A 22,665-nucleotide genomic window follows, 5' to 3' on the forward strand; every position below is an offset into this window, starting at 1 on the left:
CATGTGGATATGCATTACTATTCATCCAGCCTTACAGGTGAAGTTGATTCGATATCATTCAATCGCTTTCGCATGGACAGCACTCGCAGCACAAGGCAGGTAAACGCAGATGCCACAGTGGCTGCAACCAGTACTTCTAGGCTGTCGAAGTAGATGGCGCTACCGCTAAGCCAGGCGATTGCGACAATGGTCGCAAAAAGGTCACTGAAGATCCAGTCCCTTCTGGCGCCCAATGAGACGAGGACGACGCCATTGGCAGTTGCGGAAGCTCGGAAAGCCGCGCCGATAGAAAGTATCAGTACTAGCACTGTTAGTCCAGAATACTCAGGGAGGATTGAGTCAGCTGCGAAGTGGACGATGGCCGATGCGGCGACCGCTGCGACAGCCGAACACACTAGAATCCAGGCGATGTAGCGGCTAGCGACTCTCCGCAATGAAGGGAAGTTTCTGGCCTCTCTCAGTCTGGACAGCTCGCCCAGGACGTTCTTGGCCAGGAATCCAGGCACAAGCAGTACCAGCGTGGCAAACCTATTGGCAACTGAGTAAGTTCCAACTGCGGCAAGGCCCATGGTTGCTTGAATCACAGCTAGAAGTGCCCAGTTTGCTATCTGAGCGACGCCATTCGTCGTTATGCCTGCATAGACAGTTGCGATTTGGCTGGCGTTTGGAGCAGGATCTTCCTGCGGCGAACTTTTGCGTGTGACTAGGGTGACTGCGAGAGCAACTATGGCAAGGATAGCGTCAAAGAGCACCAGACCGAAGGCGGCCCCGACGGGGCCGAAGATGATTCCAAGGGTGAGAGCTGCGGCTCCGGCAACCATTGCCCTTGCTGCATCGAGAGATCCCGCCGTGCGGACCGCTCCCAGGCCTGCTATAGCTCCGATGAAGATGTCGGTGATGACCAGTGAGATAGCTGTGAAGCCTAAAAGGGGAACCCAGTAGCTAAATTCCCCGCCCATGATGACAAAGTAGAGCAGCGAGACTAGAACGACTAGCCCAATAAGAGTGTATCCGATGTGCTTTCGCAGAGAATGTATCGCGTATGCCACAGCCTCGAACGGCGACATTTTTCCAGTAACTACAGAAACATGCGCTACTCCGGTATTGGCGGCCATTCCGAAGCTTGAACTGACGATGCTCGCCGCCCCAGTAATTATCAGTTGGGCGACTGAGAAATGCCCGAATTCGGCCGGAGAAAGGAACACTGCTAGGGCTGTTAGCGTTCCAAAGTTAATGATCTTTCCGGCGAGCCCAAGTCCTGACGAGTAGAGAATCAGTCGTCGCCAGCCACGCCGGTCAAGTTGGCTGGGAGCCATTATGCTGATTCCTTTCGCAGAACGGCTGTGAAGTTACCCCTACGATCCAAGGCCACGAAGATATCCCGGACGTCGCAATCCTCCATACCTTGAAGTTTGAGACGCGACGAAGAAGGCGTTGCGGCTGGTTTGGACATACCAAGGAACCCCAAGGTCGGATGCCAGTCGACTTCGGCCAGCCGAGATCTTTCTCATGAGGCTCGTGAAGCCGGTCATCTTCTTGCTGCTCTGCCCTTCATGGAGCCGATAGCCCACTAGACGATCCTCGATGATTCGCATGGGGCCCTCTAGGGCTAGGCGAAGGAAGAGGTCGTAGTCCTGCATGCGAATGCACGCTGGGTCATACCCACCTGCCCGATCGAAGGCATCAGACCGGAAAAGCGTCGACGAATGTATGAACGGGTTGTTGTGAAGTAATGCGACCCTAGGGTCTTTGTCCTCGTGGCGCGTGATCATTCTCCCAATGGTCCGTTCCGATCCGTCAATCAACAGACCTTGCGTGCCGACAGTGACAAAACCTCGGTCAATAGCTTCCAGCTGGGCCTTGAAGCGGCCTGGGTAGGAAATGTCGTCCGCGTCCAACCGGGCCAAAACTGGAGTGTCAACGACACTGCGTGCCAAGTTGAGGGCGGTTGCTGTCCCGGATCGTTTGCCCGTGAACTGTAGAGTGACCCCATCTTGTTCGACCCAGTCGGGAATAGGCGTAGTGCTCGGCCCGTCTAGGACCAAGCTAACGATCACTGGACCAGCCGAACTATCAGCCAGCACTGACTCGATTGCTTTTCTGGTGGAGTCGTCGAAAGCCAGGGTGGGTATTAGAACGGCAACTTCTGCACGGCTACGCATTTATTAGACCGGTCCTTCGGTGGCTGTGAGGGGTTAGGGGTCTTGGCCTCAACGAAACCCTGATACTAGGTTTCTGCGGCGGATATGGATGTCCCCTGAATCTAATGCCTAGTTGGAGGGGAGCTTATTCGGCTGTCTCTTCATCTATGGAGAGTTTGAAGCGGTGGCCGAGGGCGGCGTGGGTGAACCCGACGTCGGTCCAGGCCTTGGCGTCCAGGACGTTGCGGCCGTCGATGATGGCCCGGTGCTTCATCAGCGGTGCGATCTGGGCGGGGTCCATCTGTTTGAACTCGTCCCATTCGGTGAGCAGGATGGCCAGATCGGCTCCGGTGACGGCAGCCTCCAGGGAGCCCACATAGTCCAGCCGCGGGAAGCGTCCGGCGGCGTTGCGGTTGCCCTGGGGGTCATAGACGGCGACGTCGGCCCCGGCGGTGAAGAGCCGATTGGCCACATCCAGCGCGGGAGAGTCGCGCACATCGTCCGAGTCCGGCTTGAACGTGACACCGAGTACTGCGATTTTCTGCCCGGGCAGCACTGTCGAAGGAGCTTCGACTGCACCCTCATTGAGGACCTGGACGGCGAGGTCGACGACGCGGTCGCGGCGGCGCAGGTTGATGTCGTCGATGTCGTTGAGGAAGGCCATGGTGCGGTCCAGGCCCAGTTCGGAGACGCGGGCCTGCAGGGCGCGGATGTCCTTGGGCAGGCAGCCCCCGCCGAAGCCGACGCCGGCGTTGAGGAACCGGCGTCCGATCCTCGGGTCGTGTCCGATGGCGTCGGCCAGGGTGGTGATGTCTCCGCCGACGGTCTCGGTGATCTCGGAGAAGGCGTTGATGAAGGAGATCTTGGTGGCCAGGAACGCGTTGGCGGCGACCTTGACCAGTTCGGCGGTCTCGAAGTCGGTGCTGATCCACGGGGCGCCCTCGGCCAGCGGTGCGGCGTAGACCTGACGCAGCACCTGCTCGGCGTGCTCGGAGTCCACTCCGACGACCAGCCGGTCCGGGTGCAGGGTGTCCTTGACGGCGAAGCCCTCGCGCAGGAACTCGGGGTTCCAGGCCAGCTCCACCTCTCCGGGCAGCTCGAGCTCGGCACGGGTGGCCTGGATCAGCCCGGCCAGGCGGGTGGCGGTTCCCACCGGGACGGTGGACTTGCCCACGATCAGCGCATCGCGGGTGATGTGCTGGGCCAGGGAGGTCACCGCGGCGTCCACGTAGCGCATGTCTGCCGCGGACTCGCCGGCCTTCTGCGGTGTGCCCACTCCCACGAAGTGCACATCGGCCCAGTCCCCGACCTCCTGATAGGAGGTGGTGAAGCGCAGCCGGCCGGACTGCACGTGCTTGACCAGCAGCTCGGACAGGCCGGGCTCGTGGAAGGGCAGCTCCCCGCGGGAGAGCGCATCGATCTTGGCCGGGTCCACATCCAGACCCAGCACCTCGAACCCCAGCTCGGCCATGCACGCGGCATGCGTGGCACCTAGATAGCCCGTCCCAATCACCGACAGACGCATCAAACACTCACCATTGCTTTCACCAGGAGTCAGAGGCAACGAACTTCACAGTTCAAGTACGTTTCTACCAGCACCCGCATGAGATGTGTCACTCGGGTCATCACTCACCAGGTACGTCGCGGTGTTCGAAGCCAAATAGAATGGAGCCGTCCCACCCATCCGCTTGAGGAGAACCATGTTCGAGATGACGACCGGTATGCCCTATCCGTTGGGAGCCACCCCGGATGATGAGGGCACCAACTTCGCCATCTCTGTGGGCAAGGATGCCGAGAAGGTGGTGCTCTGCCTGATCGACGCTGACGGGGCCGAGGAGTGTCTCGAGCTGACTGAGCGCTCCGGCAACACCTGGCATGCACACGTGGCGGGCGTTGGTGGAGGCCAGCTGTACGGGTACCGCATCCACGGCCCCTGGGACCCGGCCAGCGGGCTGCGCTTCAATCCCGCCAAGATCCTGATCGACCCCTACGCCAAGGCGATCGAGGGGGACTTCAACTGGGGCCAGCACCAGTTCTCCTACAGCTTCGACAACCCGGACGAGATCGACTCCACCGACTCCCTGGGCCACACCATGGTGGGCGTGGTGATCGACGACGATGCCTTCGACTGGGGCGAGGACGAGCGTCCGAACATCCCGTTCAACGAGACCGTCATCTACGAGACCCATCTCAAGGGCCACACCCAGTTGCACCCGGACGTCCCGGAGGAGCAGCGCGGCACCTACGCCGGAATGGCCCACCCCAAGGTGCTCGAGCACTTCAACCGGCTGGGCGTCACCGCCGTGGAGCTGATGCCCGTGCACCAGTTCACCAACGACTCCCACCTGCAGGACAAGGGGCTGTCCAACTACTGGGGCTACAACAGCCTGGGCTACTTCGCCCCGCAGAACACCTACTCCTCCTCCGGAGACCGCGGCCAGCAGGTCCGCGAGTTCAAGGAGATGGTCAAGGCCATGCACGCCGCCGGCCTCGAGGTGATCCTGGACGTGGTCTACAACCACACCGCTGAGGGCAACCATATGGGCCCGACCCTGTCCTTCCGTGGCATCGACAACCCCGGGTACTACCACCTGGTGGAGGGCGACGAGCGTCACTACATGGACTACACGGGCACCGGGAACTCCCTGGACCTGTCCAACCCCATGGTGCTGCAGCTGGTCATGGACTCCCTGCGCTACTGGGTGGAGGAGATGCACGTGGACGGGTTCCGGTTCGACCTGGCCACCACCCTCACCCGCGCTGAGGGGGAGCAGGGGCCGGACATGCTCTCCAGCTTCTTCCAGGTCATCCGCCAGGACCCGGTGATCCGCCAGGTCAAGCTGATCGCCGAGCCCTGGGACGTGGGCTGGGCCGGATACCAGGTGGGCAACTTCCCGGGCCTGTGGAGCGAGTGGAACGGCAAGTACCGGGACGTGGTCCGTGATTTCTGGCGCGGAGAGCCCGGCACGCTGGCCGAGTTCGCCACCCGCATCACCGGCTCCGCGGACCTCTACGAGGAGGACGGCCGCACCCCGCGCGCCTCGGTCAACTTCATCACCGCCCATGACGGCTTCACCCTCCGCGACCTCGTCTCCTACAACGAGAAGCACAACGAGGCCAACGGCGAGGACAGCAACGACGGCGAGAGCCACAACCGCTCCTGGAACTGCGGTGCCGAGGGCCCCACGGACGATCCCGAGGTCAACCGCCTGCGCGCCCAGCAGCAGCGCAACTTCCTGGCCACCCTGCTCTTCAGCCAGGGCGTGCCCATGATCAGCCACGGCGACGAGCTCGGCCGCACCCAACAGGGCAACAACAACGTCTACTGCCAGGACAACGAGCTCTCCTGGATCCACTGGGACCAGGCCGATGAGAACCTGATCGAGTTCACCGCCAAGATGATCGGGCTGCGCCACCTGCACCCGGTGTTCCGCCGCCGCGACTACTTCGACGGCCGCCCCATGGCGCGCGAGGACAGCACGGACCTGCCGGACATCGTCTGGCTCGAGCCGGACGCCACGGCCAAGGACGAGTCCGACTGGGACTCCTACCACGCCAAGTCGATCGCGTTCTTCCTCAACGGCCATGACCTGCCGGCCTCCGGCAAACACGGAGCCTCCGACGACGACCACGACTTCTACATCCTGCTCAACGCTCACTGGGAACCGGTGGAGTACACCCTGCCTGGTGAGCCCTTCCCGTCCCAGTGGAACCTGGTGGTGGACACCGCCAGCGCCTCCAGCGACGTGCTGGCCTTCACCGCCGGGGACAAGGTCACCGTTCCCGGACGCGGCATCGTGATCCTGCAGTCCACCGACCGCTGACGCGCTGAGGCAGGGGAGCCGATCATGACCTGGATGGTGACCGGGGGAGCCGGATACATCGGATCCCACGTGGTCCATGCGTTCCTCGACGCAGGGATCCCCGTGGTGGTCCTGGACAACCTCTCCACCGGCCATCCGGAGTTCGTCCCCGAACAGGTGCCGTTCATCCAGGCCGACCTCAACGACACCGCCCAGGTGACCCAGGCCCTGCGTGAGCACCACGTGACCGGGATCGTCCACGTGGCCGGGTTCAAGTACGCCGGAGTCTCCGTCCAGCAGCCCCTGCAGACTTACCGGGACAACGTCTCCGGCACGGTCTGCCTCCTGCAGGCCTGCCGGGACGCCGGAGTGCAGAACCTGGTGTTCTCCTCCTCGGCAGCCACCTACGGCACGCCGGAGACCGACCTGGTCACCGAGGACGCCGCCACCCGGCCGGAGTCCCCCTACGGGGAGTCCAAGCTGATCGGCGAATGGCTGCTGGCCGACGAGGCCCGGGCCACCGGACTGCGGCACACCTCCCTGCGCTACTTCAACGTGGTCGGCTCCGGGCACCAGCACCTGGTGGACACCAGCCCGCACAACCTCTTCCCGCTCGTGTTCGACGCACTGATCGAGGGCCGCGCCCCGAAGATCTTCGGCGGGGACTACCCCACCGAGGACGGCACCTGCGTGCGGGACTACATCCACGTGGCCGACCTGGCCGTCTCCCACGTGGCCGCCGCCCGGCGACTCGAGGCGGGGGAGGAGCTCGCTCCGATCTACAACCTCGGCTCGGGCAGCGGGACCTCCGTGCGTCAGATCATGGACGCCATGGCCGCCGTCACCGGACAGGACGTCCAGCCCGAGGTCCACCCGCGCCGCCCCGGCGATCCGCCCAGGATCGTGGCCGACGGCTCCCTGGCCGCCCGGGACATCGACTGGACGATGCGCCACTCACTGGAGCAGATGGTGGGATCCGCCTGGACCGCACGGCAGCAGTGGCAGGCCCGTGGCCGGGCCTGACCGGGCAGGATCACGACGACGCCGCCGTCACCCGCTCCGCTGGGTGGCGGGGATCCTCGTCACCGTGCTGGCCGTCGTCGCGGCCGTGCTGGCCTGGCTGACGCTGAACCCGCGCACCAACCCCGCCGAGCACGTGGATGCCCTGGTGGTGCTGGCCACCCAGCCCGGCGCGCACCAGGAGGCCCTGCGCCTGGCCGACGCTGGGGTGACGGACCTGCTGATCGTCTCGAACCCGCCGGACCACGAGTTCGACCTGTGCACCGAGCAGGACCTGCCCGCCGAGATCGTCTGCTTCGTGCCCGAGCCCACCACCACCCAGGGCGAGGCGATCATCGGGACCCAGCTGGCCCGGGACCACGGGGCACAGACCCTGGGCGTGCTGACCTTCGACCACCACATCGAACGCTCCCGCCTGGTGTTCCAGCGCTGCTGGGACCAGGACCTGCACCTCTACGAGTTCCAGCCGCCCCGCCAGACCCGGCACCACATCTACGACTTCGTCTACGCCATGGCCGCCTACGGCAAGACCTTCGTGGTCCCCGGGTGCCAGACGCAGCCGCCGGGCTGGCTGCAGGAGCCGATCGAATGGATCAAACGGGTCCGCTGAGCACCCTGGCTAGGATGAACAGATGATCATCGGCATCGGCGTGGATGTGGTCCAGGTGACCCGGTTCGAACAGCAGCTCACCAAGGCACCGGCCCTGCGGGAGAGGCTCTTCACCCCCGCCGAACGGGCACTGAACATGCGCTCGCTGGCCGCACGCTTCGCCGCCAAAGAGGCTGTGGCCAAGGCCCTGGGCGCCCCCGCCGGCATGAACTGGCAGCACTGTCAGATCGACATGGACGCGGCCGGCGCCCCCCACGTGAACGCCTCCGAGACCGTGGCCGAGGTGGCCAGGTCCCGCGGCGTCAAGCGCTGGCACCTCTCCCTGAGCCACGACGGTGACATCGCCACCGCCATGGTGGTGGCCGAGGGCTGATGCTCCGCGCCCACACCGGCACCGCCGTCCGCGCCGCCGAACAGCCCCTGCTCGAAGCCGGCCAGGGGGATGCGCTCATGCGCCGTGCCGCCTGGGGCCTGGCCCAGCATGTGCTCGCCGAACTGCGCCGCCGCGGCCCGGTGGCCGGCTCCACGGTGGCCGCCCTGGTGGGCAGCGGCAACAACGGGGGAGACGCCCTGTGGGCGCTGAGCTTCCTGCGCCGCCGCGGGGTGCACACGGTGGCGGTCCCGGCCAGCCGGAGCAGGGCCCTGCACGACGACGGCCACGCGGCACTGCTGGCAGCCGGCGGTCAGGTGGTGGACCAGGTTCCCTCCGGCGCAGCTGTGGTGATCGACGGGATCCTGGGCACCGGCGCCCGCGGTGCATTCGAGCTGCCCGACGGGCTGGTGCTGCCCGAGGGCGCGACCGTGGTGGCCTGCGATGTCCCCTCCGGCGTGGACGCAGACACCGGGCAGGTGCTGGGCGAGGTGATCCCTGCCGATGTGACGGTGACGTTCGGGGCGGTCAAGGCCGGGCTGCTCCTCGGCGCCGGGGCGCAGGCGGCCGGGCGGGTGGAGCTGGTGGAGATCGGTCTGGGGCCGTACCTGGGCGCACCGGACCTGCTGTCCGTGGGGGAGCCGGAGCTGCGCGCGGCGTTCGCACCGCCGCGGTGGGACGATCACAAGTACAGCCGGGGTGTGCTCGGTGCGGCCGCCGGATCGGAGCAGTACCCCGGTGCGGCGGTGCTGGTCTGCCGGGCGGCGCTGGCATCCGGACTGGGCATGGTCCGCCTGGCAGCACCGGAGGCAGTGCGGCAGCTGGTGCTGGGTGCCGCCCCGGAGGTGGTGGCCCAGGACCAGGTGGGCGGGAAGGCCACCGCCTGGGTGTGCGGCCCCGGACTGGGGGAGGACGAATCGGCAGCCGACCGACTGGAGGCCGTGGTGGTCCTGGCCGCCGAACAGGGGCTGCCCGTGGTGCTGGACGCCTCCGCCCTGTCCCTGGTGAGCCTGGCTCAGGTGAGACGACTGCGTGCGGCGGGGGCCGTCGTCGTGATGACCCCGCACTGCGGGGAGCTGGTGGCCCTGGCCCAGCGGCTGGGTGCTGAGGCTGGTCTGGATGCGGGGGAGTGGGAGTCAGGGTTGGACGAGGACCCGGTGGGGGCCGTGCGCGAGCTCGCCGAGACCCTGGATGTGGTGCTGGTGGCCAAGGGACCTTCCACGGTGATCGTGGAGCCGGGCGGGACGGTGTTCGTACAGACCGAGGGCGGGGCCGAACTGGCGACCGGTGGAACGGGGGACTGCCTGGCCGGGGTGATCGGGGCGGTGCTGGCGCGCGGTGCGGCGGACGCTGAGCGTCCCGCGGTGGGCATGCAGGTGGCCGCAGCCGTGCGGCTGCACGGACTGGCCGGGCGCGCGGCGGCCGCAGACGGACCGTTCGGCGCCTCAGCGCTGCCTGATCAGATCAGGAGCGTGCTCGCCACTGCGGCAGCGAAGTGATGGCGAAAAGCAGGCCGAGCACGCCAGCGGCGGCCCACAGGACTCCGGCCAGCGGTCGGAAGGACTCCAGCTGAGCGGCTGCTGCATCAGGACTGTCTGCCATCACATGCGTCATGGCCACCGCCTCAGGAGCGGCAATGGCCGCCAGGATGACTGCGGCGGAGACGAACGCCAGAACAGCTGCAGTGCCGACTGCAGCACGCGCGAAATGACCCATGATTAACCCCGAACATCACACGAAGAACTGCTTCAGCGCCGGTGTGTGTTTGAGACGGTACGACCAGCGGCTGAAGTCATTGACCCAAGGGCCAGATTACCAGTGTGTCTGCTTGATGACCAGGTGTTCTTGCTCTCAGTTTCCACGAATGGTGCAGGCCAGGTGCAGGGTGGGCGGGGAAGCGGCCAGCTCGGCTGGCTCGCGGGCGAGAAACAATCACATTCACCCGATCCGTTGCTGAACAGCGGCAGCGCGGATCAGTAGGCTCCGTCTTTGGCGACCACGGCCTTGAGCGTGCGCAGCAGGATCAGGATGTCCTGCACCACGGACCAGTTCTCCACGTAGTACAGGTCCAGGCGCACCGACTCGTCCCAGCTCAGGTCCGAGCGACCGCTGACCTGCCACAGCCCGGTGATCCCCGGTTTGACGAGCAGGCGGCGGCCCACATGCCGTTCGTACTCGGCGACCTCCCGCGGCAGGGGCGGACGGGGGCCGACCAGCGACATCTCTCCCTTGAGGACGTTCCACAGCTGGGGGAGCTCGTCGATGGAGTACCGGCGGATGAAGGCGCCCACCGAGGTGATGCGCGGGTCGTCCCTCATCTTGAACAGCACTCCGGCCCCCTCGTTCTGCGCGGGCAGCTCCGCCAGGCGGGCCTCGGCGTCCACCACCATGGAGCGGAACTTGTGCATGGGGAACCGGCTGCCGTCCTTGCCCACACGCTCCTGGTGGAAGAAGGCCGGGCCCGGGTCGCTGAGCTTGACGCACAGGGCCACCACCAGGAACACCGGGGCGAGCAGGATCAGCAGGACGGCTGAGCCGATCACATCGAACGTGCGCTTGACGAACGCCTCAAAGCCCTCCAGGCGAGGGGTGGAGACGTGGATCAGTGAGGTCCCGGCCACCGGCTGGCTGTGGATGCGCGGTCCGGCGATGTCCGTCAGTGCCGGAGCCATGATCTGGCTGATCCGGCGTTCGGAGAGCTCCCAGCCCAGGCGGCGCACCGTCTGGATCTTCAGCTGGGCCCCCGAGGCGATGGCCAGGGCGTCGGCGTCGTAGTCCTCCAGGACCTGGATGATGTCCTTGACCTTGGCCGAGGCGCTGGCCACCGGCAGTGGCAGGCCCTCCTCCCCGTCCGGGGTCTCGACCTGGAAGCCGGGCAGGATCGCCGCCACCGGCCGATACCCAGCGCCGGGTACGGAGCGCAGGGAGTCATGCAGGTGCAGGACGCTGTTGGGGCTGCCCAGCAGCACCACACGGCGGGTGGACCGTCCCTGCACGCGGGCGTGGACCAGGTGCTGACGCAGGAACCACCGCCCGGCCAGCAGGCCGATCACCCCCAGCGGCAGGGCCAGGCCCACGTATCCACGGGCCACCTCCAGGCGGAACAGGTAGGAGATGATCGCGATCAGCCCGAAGAGGTACAGCGAGGAGGTCACGACCTGCTTGTACTCTTCGGGGCCCGCTCCCAGCACCCGCAGGTCCCGGCTGCGGAAGAAACCGAGGAACAGCCACCACACCACGGTCAGGGCCACGGTGAAGGTCCAGTAGCTGGCATCCAGCGCACCGGCCAGATCAGGGGTGCCGCCCACACCGAAGCGGATGATCTGAGCCCCGATCACCGCCCACAGGATGACCAGGGCGTCCACCACGGCGATGCGCCGCTGCAGGGCGTCCTGCCAGGACGTGCGCTGTTCCTTCACCGAGGCCCGTGAGCCGGTCCCCGCTTTCGGTGACCTCTCGGACTGCTGTGGCTGGACGTGATCGGTCTGCGACCGCGTGTGATCCTCCATCTTCGAGGACATCGTGACCCCTTCTCAGATCCGTTCTGATCCGCGGCGGATGCCCGCCCCGTCCCGATCTGGTGCTACGCCCCAGTATCCTTCATGCCCTGCTCTGTTGTCTTGCCGGTCCCGCATGGGCTGCGCCACAGGGGCGGGGCCTGCTGAAGCGGGGCTGACCTGGGAGGAGATCAGGTGTGCTGTGCTCGGTGCCAGAATGAGGGGACCATGCCTGACCAGACCCCAGCACCCTCCGCTCACCCGGCCTCGGGTCACCGCGCCTCCAGCCCTCCGCCTGCCTCCTCCATGCCGCCGACCGGTGCGCACAGCGTGCCGGGAGGGGCAGGGCCGGCTGAGCGGGCCGTCGTCGTGGACCTGGCGGCGATCCGCCACAATGTGGCGACCCTGCGCTCCTGGGTGCAACCCGCCGCGCTGATGGCCGTGGTGAAGGCCGACGCCTACGGGCACGGCATGATCCCTGTGGCCCAGGCCGCCCTGCAGGCCGGGGCCACCTGGCTGGGCGTGGCCCACGTCACCGAGGCGCTGAGCCTGCGCTCGGCCGGGATCACCGCGCCCGTGGTGGCGTGGCTGCACACCCGGTCCACCCCGTTCGGGCGGGCGATCGAGGAGGGGATCGACCTGGGCGTCTCCGGGTGGGAGCTGGAGGCGATCGCCGAATCTGCTCGCCGACTCCAGCAGCCGGCCCGCGTGCATCTGAAGGTGGACACCGGACTCGGACGCAACGGCGCCACCCTGGCCGACTGGCCCACCGTGACCGCCCGGGCGGCAACGCTGCAGGAACAGGGGCTGATCCGCGTGGTGGGCGTCTTCTCCCACCTGGCCGTGGCCGACGACCTGGACCGCGAGGAGGAGACCGACGAGCAGCTGGCCCAGTTCCACCAGGCAGTGGAGATCGCCCGCGGGGCCGGTCTGCACGTGGACGTGCGCCACCTGGCCAACACTCCCGCCACGCTGGTGCGGCCCGAGACCCACCTGGACCTGGTGCGGGTGGGGCTGGGCATCTACGGGCTGAGCCCCTTCGACCGGCGTCCGGCCAGCGACTTCGGCCTGCGCCCTGCGATGAGCCTGACCACCACGGTGGCCAACAGCAAGACGGTTCCCGCCGGGCAGGGCATCTCCTACGGATACCTGTACCGCACCCCTGAACCCACCCGGCTGGCCCTGGTGCCCCTGGGCTACGGCGACGGCATCCCGCGCACCGCCATGGAGGCCCCCGTGTGGATCGGCGGCCGGCGGGCCGAGGTGACCGGGCGGATCGCCATGGACCAGTTCGTGGTGGACCTGGGCACCGAAGAGGACGTGGCACCCGTGGGATCCCCCGTGGAGCTGTTCGGGCCGGCCTCCGGCATCACCGCCGACGACTGGGCTCGAGCCGCACGCACCATCAACTACGAGATCGTCACCCGGGTGGGCGCGCGCATCCCCAAGGTCCATGTGGACACCCGTCCCGGCGAGGACATCGGCTCACCCACGGGGGAGGGGCGATGAGCCCGTTCACGGGCGAGGCCGCAGGAGTCCGGCCGCCCGAACCGGTCCTGCGCGCTCAGGTGCGGCTGGAGACCGCCGAGGCCACCCAGGCCTGGGCCGGACGGCTCGCCCAGCTGCTGCGCGGCGGGGACGTGCTGATCCTCACCGGCGAGCTCGGCTCCGGCAAGACCACCTTCACCCAGGGACTCGGCGCCGGCCTGCAGGTGCGCGAAGGGATCATCTCCCCGACGTTCGTGCTCTCCCGGATCCACCCCACGGTCCGTGCGGCTCAGGACCCGCGCGCGGTCGACCTGGTGCACGTAGACGCCTACCGGCTCGGCTCCGCCGGCGAGCTGCTGGACCTGGACCTGGACGCCACCGTGGACCGCTCCGTGACCGTGGTGGAATGGGGCCGCGGCATGGCCGAGGAGCTCGCCGGATGGCCGGAGGATCCGGAGGCCTCCTGGCTGGACATCGAGCTCGTGCGCGCCGTGGGCGCTGCACCCGGTGCCGTGCCCGCGGAAGGTGAGGGGGCGTCGTCGGGAATCATCACCGACTTCTCCGAGGACGAGGACGGGACCGACGAGATCCGCTCCGCCGTGCTCACCGCCTACGGTCCTCGCTGGGCTGGAGTGGAGCTGCCGTAGGGAAGGCGCGCCGTGCAGGGCCATGGGGAGAACTCCCCATCGCGGGGCGGACCGTGGATCCGTACCGTGTTCACGAAGTGTTCACGTCCCCCCAAGGAGTCCCTGCATGCACCGCCCGCCAGCCCTGAGCCTGGACCTGCCGCAGGGGTGGGTCGGCTACCGGGTGAAGGGGTTCCACCTGGTGGCGGCCGGACCCGGAGACGCCGTGAGCAGCCCGCGGCTGATCGCCGCGACGTACGGCGGTCAGCCCGCCGACGTGGAGCAGCTGGACCGGATGTACCTGGTGGAGGACACCGCGGCTGAGGTGGCCGGGCTGCCGGCCCGCCGGGTGGACTTGACCCGCTGGAACGGGGACGCCGCGGTGTTCACCCGCCGGTGGCTGGTGCAGTACGCCCTGCCCAGCGGACGGGCCACGCTGGAGATCAGCGCGCACTGCCTGGTCGGGGACTATCAGCGGTACACCCACGTCTTCGATGCAGCCGTGGCCGGTGCGCGGCTGATGCCCGCGCGGCCGCTCTCCGCCCCAGTCCAGACGGTGGGCGCCAGGACAGCCGCCTGATGGGCCGGGCGCACGAGCACAGTCTCAATGGCAGCAGCTGGCCCGGGCGCACTGTCCCGGACGTGGACACCCTGGCCCGGCTCGTGGCAGGGGAGAGCCGGCGGGCCACGGTCTCCCCGGAGGACCCAGCCCGCGCCGGTGCCGAGGACCTGGAGCTGCTGCAGCGCGTCCACGCCCTGGGGCCTCTGGGTCCGTTCGCCACCGTGCGGAACCGCGCCGCCGTGGGGCGTCTGGTGCGGGAAGGACTGCTCACCCTGGACGGGCTGCTGGCCTCCGCCGGGGAGGAGTTCATGCGGCCGATCTCCACGGCGCACGAGGTCCTGGCGGTGCGGGGCCGGTGCGGTGGGCGCCGGACCCTGCTCCAGGGGTGGATCAGCGGTTCGGACGTGGCGGTGGTGTCCGGCCCGGCTGGTCCGGACCTGATGGCCGCCGTGGATCGGCAGGACGGCAGGGAGTACGCCGTGATGAGCCTGGACCGGGGTTCGCTGGCCTCGCTGGTGTGCCAGTGGGCCGGGGTGCGGACCTTCCCGGCGGCGCTCCCACGGGACCTGCTGCTGCCCGAGGAGCTCTTCACACAGCGGGTGGCCGACGGGTGCGCCCCGGTGCCGGGTCCCGAACAGCTCGAGCCCGTGCCGGGTGAGGCCTCAGTGGACCATGACGCCGTGACGGGGTGGTGGGGCGCACCCTGGTTCACCTGGGAGGTCACCTCCGCCCGGCACGGGGTCAACCTCGGCCTGATCAGCGCCCAGCCGGCGGGGAACTACGTGTTCGGCGGCGACCCTGCGGCCTCCGAGCGCGCTGGGATGTCCATGGTCCGGGTGGCCCCGGTGAGCGCCCAGAGTGTGTGGGAGGCGCTGTGGCTGCTCACCCACGGCGGAGGAGCGGCCGGTGCGGCGGGCAGGCCGGTGCTGGGCGGGACACCCCGGCGCGGTCCGCTGGGCGAGGCGCCGGTCCTCCCACGCTCCGTAGACTGAGGAACGTGTCCGCTCCCACTGACCCCACCCCCGAGAACACCGTCCGCTCCGGCTGCCCGGACGGACCTCTCCTGGCCATCGACGCCTCCGCCACCGCCAGCGCCGCCGTGGTGCACCGGGGTCAGGTGCTCGCCCGATTCGCCAGCACCGAGACCAACACCCATGCCGAGGTGCTCACCCCCGCTGTGCAGCAGGTGCTGGCTGAAGCGAACGTGGAGGCGAGGGAACTGGCCGGTCTGGTGGCCGGCGTCGGGCCGGGGCCGTTCACCGGGCTGCGCGCCGGACTGGTCACCGCCCAGACGCTCGGTTTCGCCTGGAACCTGCCGGTCTTCGGGGTGATGAGCCTGGATGCGATCGCGCTGCCAGCGGCTGAGGATGCGTTCCGGGCCGGTGTGGAGGAGTTCGTGGTGGCCACCGACGCCCGCCGCAAGGAGGTCTACTGGGCGCACTACGTCAGCGTGGGCGGGCAGTTCCAGCGCCTGCACGGACCGTTCGTGACCGCCCCGTCGGACGTGACCCCGCTGCCGGCCTACGGTGCCGGTGCGGGCCTGTATGCGGACATCCTGCACGCCGTGGAGGGCTTCTCAGACGCGGTTCCCGACGCCGGCCAGTTGGGCCTGGTGGGCGAGCTTGCCCTGCGCAGGGGGCGGGGTCTGATGCCGGTGGTGCCGCTGTACCTGCGGGACTCCGACGCCAAGGTCCCCGGCCCCCGCAAGAGAGCAGGGACCGGGGCGCGCTGAGGTGGGATGAGCGTCAGGGGGTGGCGCGGCGGATCAGCCCGTAGCCCAGGGCGGTCAGGGCAGCTGCTGCAGCGACCAGCCAGGCGGACAGGGTCAGTGGAGTCTGCTCCACGATCCACTGCCAGAGAGTGGGCAGGGCGTCGTTCTGGATGACCAGCAGCAGGATGGCCGCCAGCACCACCACCAAGCCGAGGATGATCAGCCAGAGCTGCATCACCGAGACCCGCTTGTAGAGCATGGCGCTGACGAACCCCACGAGCATGACCACCAGGCAGACCAGGGTGGCGAAGACGCCGGCACCGACCGTTCCGTTCTGCATCAGGTAGGGCAGGGCGAAGTTGTAGGCATGGATGCCGAACCCGTCCGTGGCCTGCTCCAGGGCGGCGCCGATCCCGAACAGCAGCCCGAAGCCCGCGGAGACCGCCAGGAAGGCCAGCGCCGTGCCGGTCATGTACACCCGGCGGCTGTAGCTCAGGGCCAAGCCGAACGGGAAGGTGTGACTGGCCGCGTATGCCGCCATGAACGCCACCGTCCAGATGGCCGCCTGGGATGCCCCGGTGTAGATGGGGCTGCCGGCGTTGACGCCCTGGTCCAGGATGGAGCGCAGCCACGCGGCGATGCCCAGGGCGATGAGCCACGAGACGACGAAGACCACCAGGGGGACCCAGACCATCTGCCGAACGATGAACTGCAGCCGGAATGCGCTGAGGATGCGGGAGCGGCGGGCCGGTGCGGGGGCCGGTGCTGGGGCTGTGGGTGCGGTGGACGTGGTCATCGTGCCGCCTCCTCGTTCTGGGTCTGGCGCTGGTCCTCACGGGAGGTCAGGTGGACCACCAGCTGTTGGAGGGAGACCGGGACCAGGTCCAGGTCCAGTTCGGTCACGCGGCGGCGTTCGGCCTCGGTGAGCGGCCCGAGCACGGTGGCCCGGGCCATTCGGCCCATGGTCTCGCGGTGCAGCAGCTCCTTGCCGGCGGTCATCTCGGCCACCGAGTCGGCATGGCCCACCAGGGTGACGGCCTTGCCGCGCAGCTCGTCCACGGACTCGTCCAGCATGATCCGGCCGTGGTCGATCACCACCACGTTCTCGATCAGATGGGCGATCTCGTCGATCAGGTGCGAGGAGAGCACGATGGTGCGCGGATGCTCGGCGTAGTCCTGCAGCAGTCGGTCGTAGAAGAGCTGCCGGGCCACCGCATCCAGTCCCATATAGGGCTCATCGAAGAAGGTCACCTCAGCGCGGGAGGCCAGGCCGATGATCACCCCGACGGCGGACCGCTGCCCACGCGACATCTTCTTGATGCGGGTCTTCTCCGGGACGCGGAACTCTCGGATGAGCTGCTCGGCGAACTCCTGGTCCCAGTGGGGGAAGGCGTCCCGGGCAGCCTGGAAGGCGTGCTTGGCCAGGGCGTCGTCCATATAGCGCTGCTCCTCCCGCACGAAGCAGATCCGGGGCAGAACCTTCTCGTTCTCATGCGGGGTCTGTCCGAACACCTCGACCTGACCGGCACTGGGCCAGTCCTGGGCGGTGATGATGGACATCAGGGTGGTCTTGCCGGCGCCGTTGCGCCCCAGCAGTCCGTGGATGACGTCCTGCTCGAAGGCGACGGACACATCGTCCAGGGCCGTGGTGCTGCCGTAGCGCCGTGAGACACCCCGGACATCGATCGCGGTGGCCATCTGGCACTCTCCTCTCAGGTCAGTGATGCCCGCTAGTGCGGATCATCTCCATGACCTCGGGGATGGTCAGTCCCACAGCGTGGGCCTCCGAGAGCATGGGGTCGAGGTAGGTGCTGGCGAAGCGCTGACGACGTTCCGAGCGCAGGCTCTGATGCGCTCCCTCGGCGACGAACATGCCCAGGCCGCGGCGTTTGGTCAGGATCCCGCGGTCCACGAGCAGGTTGATGCCCTTGGCGGCCGTGGCTGGGTTGATGCGGTGGAAGGCGGCCAGCTCATTGGTGGACGGTGCCCGCTCACCTTCGGCGAGGGTCCCGTCCAGGATGGAGCCCTCGATCTGTTCGGCGATCTGCACGAACAGCGCCTTGCCTTCTTCCACTGCGTCACCTCCTGCTGGGGCCTGGCTCTGCCGGTTCTGTCTGTCCGTTAGACTAGCGACAACACCACCTCAGTGGTTCATTACTCGACTAATGAACCATGGAACTGGGTTGAGGGGCAAGTCCTGGCCGCCGCTCCATCTCGGATCACGTGAACGATGGGTGTGGGTTCCCTCGGCGTGTCCCTGTCTGCGGCGTGCACGTGATCCGGAGTGGGGGTGGCGCGCGTCTACAGTGGGATGAGCTTTTCCGACACCCAGCTTTGGAGCACCCCAGATGAGCCATTCCGCGCAGTACATCCCGGCACCCGAGGACGCTGAGAACCCCTCCGCGTCCGAAGCTGGTGTGCTGGTGGACCAGCAGGACGCCGACCACTCGAGCTCAGGCTCGGGTGGGACGGGCACGGAAGGTGCCGGCCGTCGTCGGGAATCTGCGGGGACAAAGGACCCAAGCCAGGGTCCGTGGCGCGATGCGCTGGGCAAGACAGGTGCGCGCGCGGCCCAGCTGCTGCTGATCGCCGCCGTGGCCGCAGTGCTGATCTGGCTGCTGCTGCGCGTGAAGGTGGTGCTGATCGCCCTGCTGGTGGCCCTGATCCTCGCCTCGGCCGTGGCGCCGTTGGTGCGCTGGCTGGTGCGCAAGGGGTGGTCGCAGATGTGGGCGACGATCGCGGCGTTCGTGGGGATCGTGGCCCTGGTGGGCGGCGTCATCACCGGCGTGGTCTTCGCCATCCGCGGGGAGTGGGACTCCCTGGTCTCCTCCGCCGAAGAGGGCTGGCAGGAGGCGCAGGGCTGGCTGACCAACGGGCCGCTGCCGGTGGACACCCAGATGATCGACGACGCCGTGAAGCAGGTGACCGACTTCGTCACCAGCGGCTCCTTCGCCAGCGGACTGGCCTCCAACACGTTGACCGGGATCTCCGCGGCCACCGAGTTCATCACCGGGCTGGTGCTGATGGTGGTCATCCTGTTCTTCTTCCTCAAGGACGGCGGGAAGATCACCAACTTCGCCCTGCGCTGGTTCCAGGGCGAGACCCGGGCCAAGGTGGCCGAGTCCGCCGACCGCTCCTCCGAGGTGCTCGGCGGCTACGTGCGCGGGACCGCCACGGTGGCCGCGGTGGATGCGGTGCTGATCGGCATCGGCCTGATGGTGGTGGGCGTGCCGTTGGCCCTGCCGCTGGCTGTGATCGTGTTCGTGGGCGGATTCATCCCGATCGTCGGCGCAACCGTGGCCGGCGTGCTCGCCGCCCTGGTGGCCCTGGTGACCGTGGGCTTCGTGGAGGCGCTGATCGTGGTGGCGATCGTGATCGCCGTGAACCAGATCGAGGGCAACCTGCTCCAGCCCGTGGTGATGGGACGCACGCTGAGCCTGCACGCGCTGATCGTGCTGCTCGCCCTGACCATCGGCACCCTGGTGGGCGGCATCTTCGGGGCCATCCTCGCCGTGCCCTACACGGCCGTGGCCTGGGCCGTCATCCAGGTATGGACGGACCGGTACCAGACCGGGCACGACCCCGTGCTCGGCGACGACCCGTTGGATGCCAAGGACCGTGCGCGCTCCAAGGCCACGCTCGGACAGCGGCTGCGCTACCGGCAGATGCGCGGACAGGCCGAGACCGGCGGGGAGCTCGGTGCCGTGGAGCACGACAGCCGGGGTGAGCGGCGCGCTGAGGAGAGGGCTGACGCCGAGCGTGCTGAGGCCGGTCAGCGCGACGCGTGATCGATGACGTGACCGAGGGGGCAGGTGAGGGTCCGGCTGCTCGGATGCCGGCCGGGTTCCTGCTGCGCCCGATGACCCCGTTCGACCTGCCGGACGTCCTGGAGTTGGAGCAGCGGCTGTTCCCCCTGGAGGCCTGGCCGCTGGAGTTCTACCTGGAGGAGCTGGCTCAGGCCGGACCTGCCGGGGGAGTGGACGTGCAGGGACGGCCTGCCACCCGGGACTACCGCGTGGTGGTGCGAGACAGCTCTGGGGGTGCTGGTGCTGGCGAGGCTGCCGAGCGCGACGGGGAGATCGTCGGCTACGGCGGGCTGATGGTGGTGGGTGACGTGGCCGATGTGCAGACGATCGGCGTGGTGCCCGGCGCTCGCGGTCTGGGCCTGGGCGGCGTGCAGCTGCAGTGGATGATCGATGAGGCCCGGCTGCGTGGAGCCGAGGCGCTGCTGCTGGAGGTCCGCGCAGACAACGTCGGCGCTCAGGCGCTCTATGCCAAGCACGGCTTCGAGCACATCCACACCCGCCGCGGGTACTACCCCGGGGAGCGGGATGCCGGCGGGCGCACCCAGTCCGTGGACGCCCTGATCATGCGCCTGCCCCTCACCGACTGACTCCAACCCGGATCATGTGTACAACGGATGCCGGGTTCCTCGGCGTGTCCCTGTCTGGATCGTTCACGTGATCAGACGGGAGTGTGAGGTTGTGGATAGTCGCGGACGGGCATCTGCGGTGTGCGCGACGCTGGGGGAATGGAACACTCAGCTGCCCCCGCGTCCATACTCGGCTCCGTGTTCTCCGTTGGCGACGCGCACAGGGCCGGAGTCACCCGCCATCAACTGCGGCGACCGGATCTGACCTCTCCGACTCCCGGCTTGCGGATGTGGGCCGACGCGGAGCCGTCCTGGCGGGACATGGCTGTGGCGCTGTGCCGACTGGGCGGAGGCCAACACCTGAGCCATGTCACGGCCGCGCAGCTGTGGGGGATCTGGCTGCCGATCTGGATGCAAGACGGTGAGCAGATCCATGTCACAGGCCGGAAGGGGTTCAGCGGTTCCATGCGCCGCCCCGGGGTGGTGGGCCACCGGGCGAAGCTGGACCCGGCCGACGTGGTGGAGGTGGAGGGACTGCGCCTGACCACGCCCGCAAGGACCTGGCTGGACCTGGCCCCGCTGCTGAACGACCCTCTGGACCTGGTGGCCGCAGGCGACGCCCTGCTCCAGCGCTCCGATGGACCGCCGCGTCCAGACGGGGTGTTGGGCGCCAACCCGCTGGCGACGCTCACAGAGATCGATGCTGCGATGAGGCGCCGCCGCAGCGTCAGGGGGATCCAGGCAGCCCGTGAGGCCCGACCGATGCTGCGTGAGGGGGTGGATTCTGCACCGGAATCCCGTATGCGCATGGTGGTGGTGAGTGCTGGACTGCCGGAACCGGTGGTGAATCCTGTGCTCGTGCTGGGGTCGGGTGTGCGTCGCCAGCCGGATCTGGCGCTGCTGGAGTGGAAGCTGGCGCTGCAGTATGACGGCGGTGGCCACGCTGAGCAGGCGCAGGTCAACCGGGACATCTGGCGTGACGACGACTTCGACCGGCATGACTGGCGCACGGTCAAGGCAGGGCGTGACCTCTACACCGCCTATGGAGAGCAGGCTTTCCTGGACCGCCTGCGCCGGGCGATGCGTGCGCAGGAACAGCGAGGATTCGGCCCCCACCACTGATCATGTGTACAACAGATGTCGAGTTCCTCGGCGTGTCCCTGTCTGGATCGTTCACGTGATCAGGAATGAGGGCCGCTCACCGACTGAGTGCTCTCCAGCGCAGGGCCAGCTCGAGGTCGAACCGTGCGGCAGGGTCCTCCAGCGCGTCCCCGAACAGCTCGCGCAGCCGCCCCAGCCGGTACCCCACGGTCTGCGGGTGGATGCCCAGTTCCTGCGCCACCGGCCCACGTTGCCCCCAATGGCTCAGCCAGCTCAGCAGCGTCTGCTCCAGCACCTCGCGCTTGGCTTCGGTCAGCTCACTCAGCGGCGCCAGCGCCCGCTCGGCCAGCTCGGCCATCACCAGTGGCTCCGCGCCCAGGACCACCGCCGCCAGGTGATCCTCGGCCATCAGAGGTGACTGGCCGTCGTCGGGCCCCGCGGAGCGCCGTTGCAGCGCCACCGTGCGCGCCATGCGGTACGAGTGCGGCACCCCACGCCAGTCCACGCTGGTCCCGATCACCGCTCCGGATCCCGCCAGCAGCCGCAGCATCCTGGCCCGTTGGCCGGGTCGTTCAGGCGCAGGGATGAGCGCTGTGGCCTCGGACTCGCGCTCCACCACCAGCCCGCTCACCCCCAGCGCGGCACGCACTGCAGGAGCTGAGGCCACGGGCATCACGACGACGGCCAGTCGCCGGGGCGGGCGCCAGTCAGCGGCCCCGGAGAGACGGTCCAGCTCGTCCTCCTCCACACCGCCGCGCACCAGAGCCCCCACCAGGTCGGCGCGACGCAGCTCCAGCACGCCGGCGCGGGCGGACTGCTCGAAGGCGTAGGCCTGGGCGCTCACGGAGGAGAGCTCGTCGATGTACGCCCAGATCGACTCGCCCAGATCCACCACCACGGACAGGTCCATCTGCTGACGGGCGCATTCCTCGGAGAGCCCACGGAACGCGATCCGGGCGCTGGTGCGGTAGGCGGCCAACAGCGCGTCCATGGAGCGGCCCTGGCGGAACTCGCCGGCCCCGAGGTCGGCCACCAGGGCACGGGACTCCGCGGTCAGGGCCGGCCGGGAGGTCCCGGGCAGCGCCAGCAGGTTGTCCAGCGCGGTGATCACGCCGAGGGTGAGCTTGTCCCCGTACCGCCCGTCACCACGAGCAGAGGCGTAGGCGGGGATCTGCCGGGGGACGGTCTCGATGATCTTCTCCACGATCCCCGGGACGGCCGGGGCCAGCGCCTCCGAGAGGTCCGAGGGCAGCGACTCCCACGGCGGACTCCAGTCCAAGGGTGTTGTGGGGGTGGGGATGATGGTCATTCTTGTCTCCCGGCGATAGGTTCCTGGGCGCAATCGTACGCCCGAGGCGGAGAAG

22 protein-coding genes are annotated in these 22,665 nt (G+C 68.1%); 13 read left to right on the forward strand and 9 right to left on the reverse strand.

Going from position 1 to position 22,665, the window contains the following annotated elements; genetic code table 11:
• Nucleotides 1-17: 17 nt before the first annotated feature.
• The 3 genes from BM355_RS14015 to BM355_RS01030 form a co-directional block, all read right to left on the reverse strand.
• Nucleotides 18-1,316 carry a lipopolysaccharide biosynthesis protein gene (locus BM355_RS14015; protein ID WP_143109369.1) on the reverse strand — a complete coding sequence of 433 codons (1,299 nt, stop codon included), beginning with the start codon at nt 1,314-1,316 and terminating at the stop codon, nt 18-20.
• Nucleotides 1,317-1,355: 39 nt separating this feature from the next.
• A complete protein-coding gene (locus BM355_RS14905) occupies nt 1,356-2,162 on the reverse strand; it encodes a glycosyltransferase (protein WP_091692979.1) in 807 nt (268 codons plus the stop codon).
• A gap of 124 nt (nt 2,163-2,286) precedes the next feature.
• Nucleotides 2,287-3,666 (reverse strand): UDP-glucose dehydrogenase family protein, encoded by a 1,380-nt coding sequence (locus tag BM355_RS01030; RefSeq protein ID WP_091692981.1) that lies wholly within the window; start codon nt 3,664-3,666, stop codon nt 2,287-2,289.
• A gap of 175 nt (nt 3,667-3,841) precedes the next feature.
• Between BM355_RS01030 and glgX the strand changes: the two genes are divergently transcribed.
• Genes glgX through BM355_RS01055 form a run of 5 tightly spaced genes read left to right on the forward strand, consistent with a single transcriptional unit; the run spans nt 3,842 to nt 9,443 of the window.
• Nucleotides 3,842-5,965: a glycogen debranching protein GlgX gene (gene glgX / locus BM355_RS01035; RefSeq protein ID WP_091692983.1), complete on the forward strand. Its 2,124-nt coding sequence runs from the start codon at nt 3,842-3,844 to the stop codon at nt 5,963-5,965.
• 24 nt (nt 5,966-5,989) lie between these two features.
• The gene (gene galE / locus BM355_RS01040; RefSeq protein ID WP_091692985.1) at nt 5,990-6,967 is read left to right on the forward strand and encodes a UDP-glucose 4-epimerase GalE; all 978 of its coding nucleotides are present in this window, start codon (nt 5,990-5,992) and stop codon (nt 6,965-6,967) included.
• Nucleotides 6,954-7,574, forward strand: coding sequence for a YdcF family protein (locus BM355_RS01045; protein WP_143109370.1), 621 nt, complete (start codon nt 6,954-6,956; stop codon nt 7,572-7,574). The genes galE and BM355_RS01045 overlap by 14 nt, the downstream gene beginning before the upstream one ends.
• A 22-nt stretch (nt 7,575-7,596) precedes the next feature.
• A complete protein-coding gene (locus tag BM355_RS01050) occupies nt 7,597-7,947 on the forward strand; it encodes a holo-ACP synthase (protein WP_091692989.1) in 351 nt (116 codons plus the stop codon).
• On the forward strand, nt 7,947-9,443 hold the full coding sequence (locus BM355_RS01055) for a bifunctional ADP-dependent NAD(P)H-hydrate dehydratase/NAD(P)H-hydrate epimerase (protein WP_091692992.1): 1,497 nt from the start codon (nt 7,947-7,949) through the stop codon (nt 9,441-9,443). Before BM355_RS01050 ends, BM355_RS01055 begins: the two co-directional genes overlap by 1 nt.
• Here the strand turns inward: BM355_RS01055 and BM355_RS01060 are convergent.
• Together BM355_RS01060 and BM355_RS01065 are read right to left on the reverse strand one after the other, a co-directional pair.
• Nucleotides 9,409-9,660: a hypothetical protein gene (locus BM355_RS01060; protein ID WP_091692995.1), complete on the reverse strand. Its 252-nt coding sequence runs from the start codon at nt 9,658-9,660 to the stop codon at nt 9,409-9,411. The two genes, BM355_RS01055 and BM355_RS01060, sit on opposite strands and share 35 nt — an antisense overlap.
• A 257-nt stretch (nt 9,661-9,917) precedes the next feature.
• Nucleotides 9,918-11,465 (reverse strand): sugar transferase, encoded by a 1,548-nt coding sequence (locus tag BM355_RS01065; RefSeq protein ID WP_245760506.1) that lies wholly within the window; start codon nt 11,463-11,465, stop codon nt 9,918-9,920.
• A gap of 204 nt (nt 11,466-11,669) precedes the next feature.
• On the opposite strand from BM355_RS01065, the gene alr reads away from it, so the two are divergent.
• The 5 genes from alr to tsaB all read left to right on the forward strand — a co-directional run bounded on the left by alr (nt 11,670) and on the right by tsaB (nt 15,849).
• Complete coding sequence (alr, locus tag BM355_RS01070; protein WP_342715170.1) at nt 11,670-12,950, forward strand: alanine racemase; 1,281 nt, start codon at nt 11,670-11,672, stop codon at nt 12,948-12,950.
• On the forward strand, nt 12,947-13,576 hold the full coding sequence (gene tsaE / locus BM355_RS01075; protein WP_091692997.1) for a tRNA (adenosine(37)-N6)-threonylcarbamoyltransferase complex ATPase subunit type 1 TsaE: 630 nt from the start codon (nt 12,947-12,949) through the stop codon (nt 13,574-13,576). Before alr ends, tsaE begins: the two co-directional genes overlap by 4 nt.
• A 106-nt stretch (nt 13,577-13,682) precedes the next feature.
• Nucleotides 13,683-14,135 (forward strand): hypothetical protein, encoded by a 453-nt coding sequence (locus BM355_RS01080; RefSeq protein WP_091692999.1) that lies wholly within the window; start codon nt 13,683-13,685, stop codon nt 14,133-14,135.
• Nucleotides 14,135-15,109: a hypothetical protein gene (locus BM355_RS01085; protein ID WP_091693001.1), complete on the forward strand. Its 975-nt coding sequence runs from the start codon at nt 14,135-14,137 to the stop codon at nt 15,107-15,109. The genes BM355_RS01080 and BM355_RS01085 overlap by 1 nt, the downstream gene beginning before the upstream one ends.
• A gap of 71 nt (nt 15,110-15,180) precedes the next feature.
• Nucleotides 15,181-15,849, forward strand: coding sequence for a tRNA (adenosine(37)-N6)-threonylcarbamoyltransferase complex dimerization subunit type 1 TsaB (tsaB, locus tag BM355_RS01090; protein ID WP_281247549.1), 669 nt, complete (start codon nt 15,181-15,183; stop codon nt 15,847-15,849).
• A gap of 13 nt (nt 15,850-15,862) precedes the next feature.
• On the opposite strand, the gene BM355_RS01095 is transcribed toward tsaB, so the two are convergent.
• From BM355_RS01095 to BM355_RS01105, 3 genes are read right to left on the reverse strand one after another with little or no spacing between them, the layout of a single operon-like run.
• Nucleotides 15,863-16,624 carry a hypothetical protein gene (locus BM355_RS01095; protein WP_091693007.1) on the reverse strand — a complete coding sequence of 254 codons (762 nt, stop codon included), beginning with the start codon at nt 16,622-16,624 and terminating at the stop codon, nt 15,863-15,865.
• The gene (locus BM355_RS01100; protein ID WP_091693010.1) at nt 16,621-17,526 is read right to left on the reverse strand and encodes an ABC transporter ATP-binding protein; all 906 of its coding nucleotides are present in this window, start codon (nt 17,524-17,526) and stop codon (nt 16,621-16,623) included. Before BM355_RS01100 ends, BM355_RS01095 begins: the two co-directional genes overlap by 4 nt.
• Before the next feature lie 19 nt (nt 17,527-17,545).
• Nucleotides 17,546-17,902: a GntR family transcriptional regulator gene (locus BM355_RS01105; protein ID WP_091693013.1), complete on the reverse strand. Its 357-nt coding sequence runs from the start codon at nt 17,900-17,902 to the stop codon at nt 17,546-17,548.
• A 274-nt stretch (nt 17,903-18,176) separates the two neighbouring features.
• On the opposite strand from BM355_RS01105, the gene BM355_RS01110 reads away from it, so the two are divergent.
• The 3 genes from BM355_RS01110 (at nt 18,177) to BM355_RS01120 (ending at nt 21,322) form a co-directional block, all read left to right on the forward strand.
• Nucleotides 18,177-19,616 carry an AI-2E family transporter gene (locus tag BM355_RS01110; protein WP_091693015.1) on the forward strand — a complete coding sequence of 480 codons (1,440 nt, stop codon included), beginning with the start codon at nt 18,177-18,179 and terminating at the stop codon, nt 19,614-19,616.
• Nucleotides 19,617-19,660: 44 nt separating this feature from the next.
• Complete coding sequence (locus BM355_RS01115; RefSeq protein WP_091693852.1) at nt 19,661-20,221, forward strand: GNAT family N-acetyltransferase; 561 nt, start codon at nt 19,661-19,663, stop codon at nt 20,219-20,221.
• A 261-nt stretch (nt 20,222-20,482) separates the two neighbouring features.
• Entirely contained in the window at nt 20,483-21,322 is an 840-nt protein-coding gene (locus BM355_RS01120) for a hypothetical protein (protein WP_143109371.1), read from the forward strand.
• A gap of 76 nt (nt 21,323-21,398) precedes the next feature.
• Here BM355_RS01120 and BM355_RS01125 read toward each other — a convergent pair whose 3' ends face one another.
• The gene (locus BM355_RS01125; protein WP_091693019.1) at nt 21,399-22,610 is read right to left on the reverse strand and encodes a PucR family transcriptional regulator; all 1,212 of its coding nucleotides are present in this window, start codon (nt 22,608-22,610) and stop codon (nt 21,399-21,401) included.
• Between the last annotated feature and the right edge of the window lie 55 nt (nt 22,611-22,665).

The organism is Micrococcus terreus, from assembly GCF_900116905.1.
Taxonomy (GTDB): Bacteria; Actinomycetota; Actinomycetes; order Actinomycetales; family Micrococcaceae; genus Citricoccus; species Citricoccus terreus.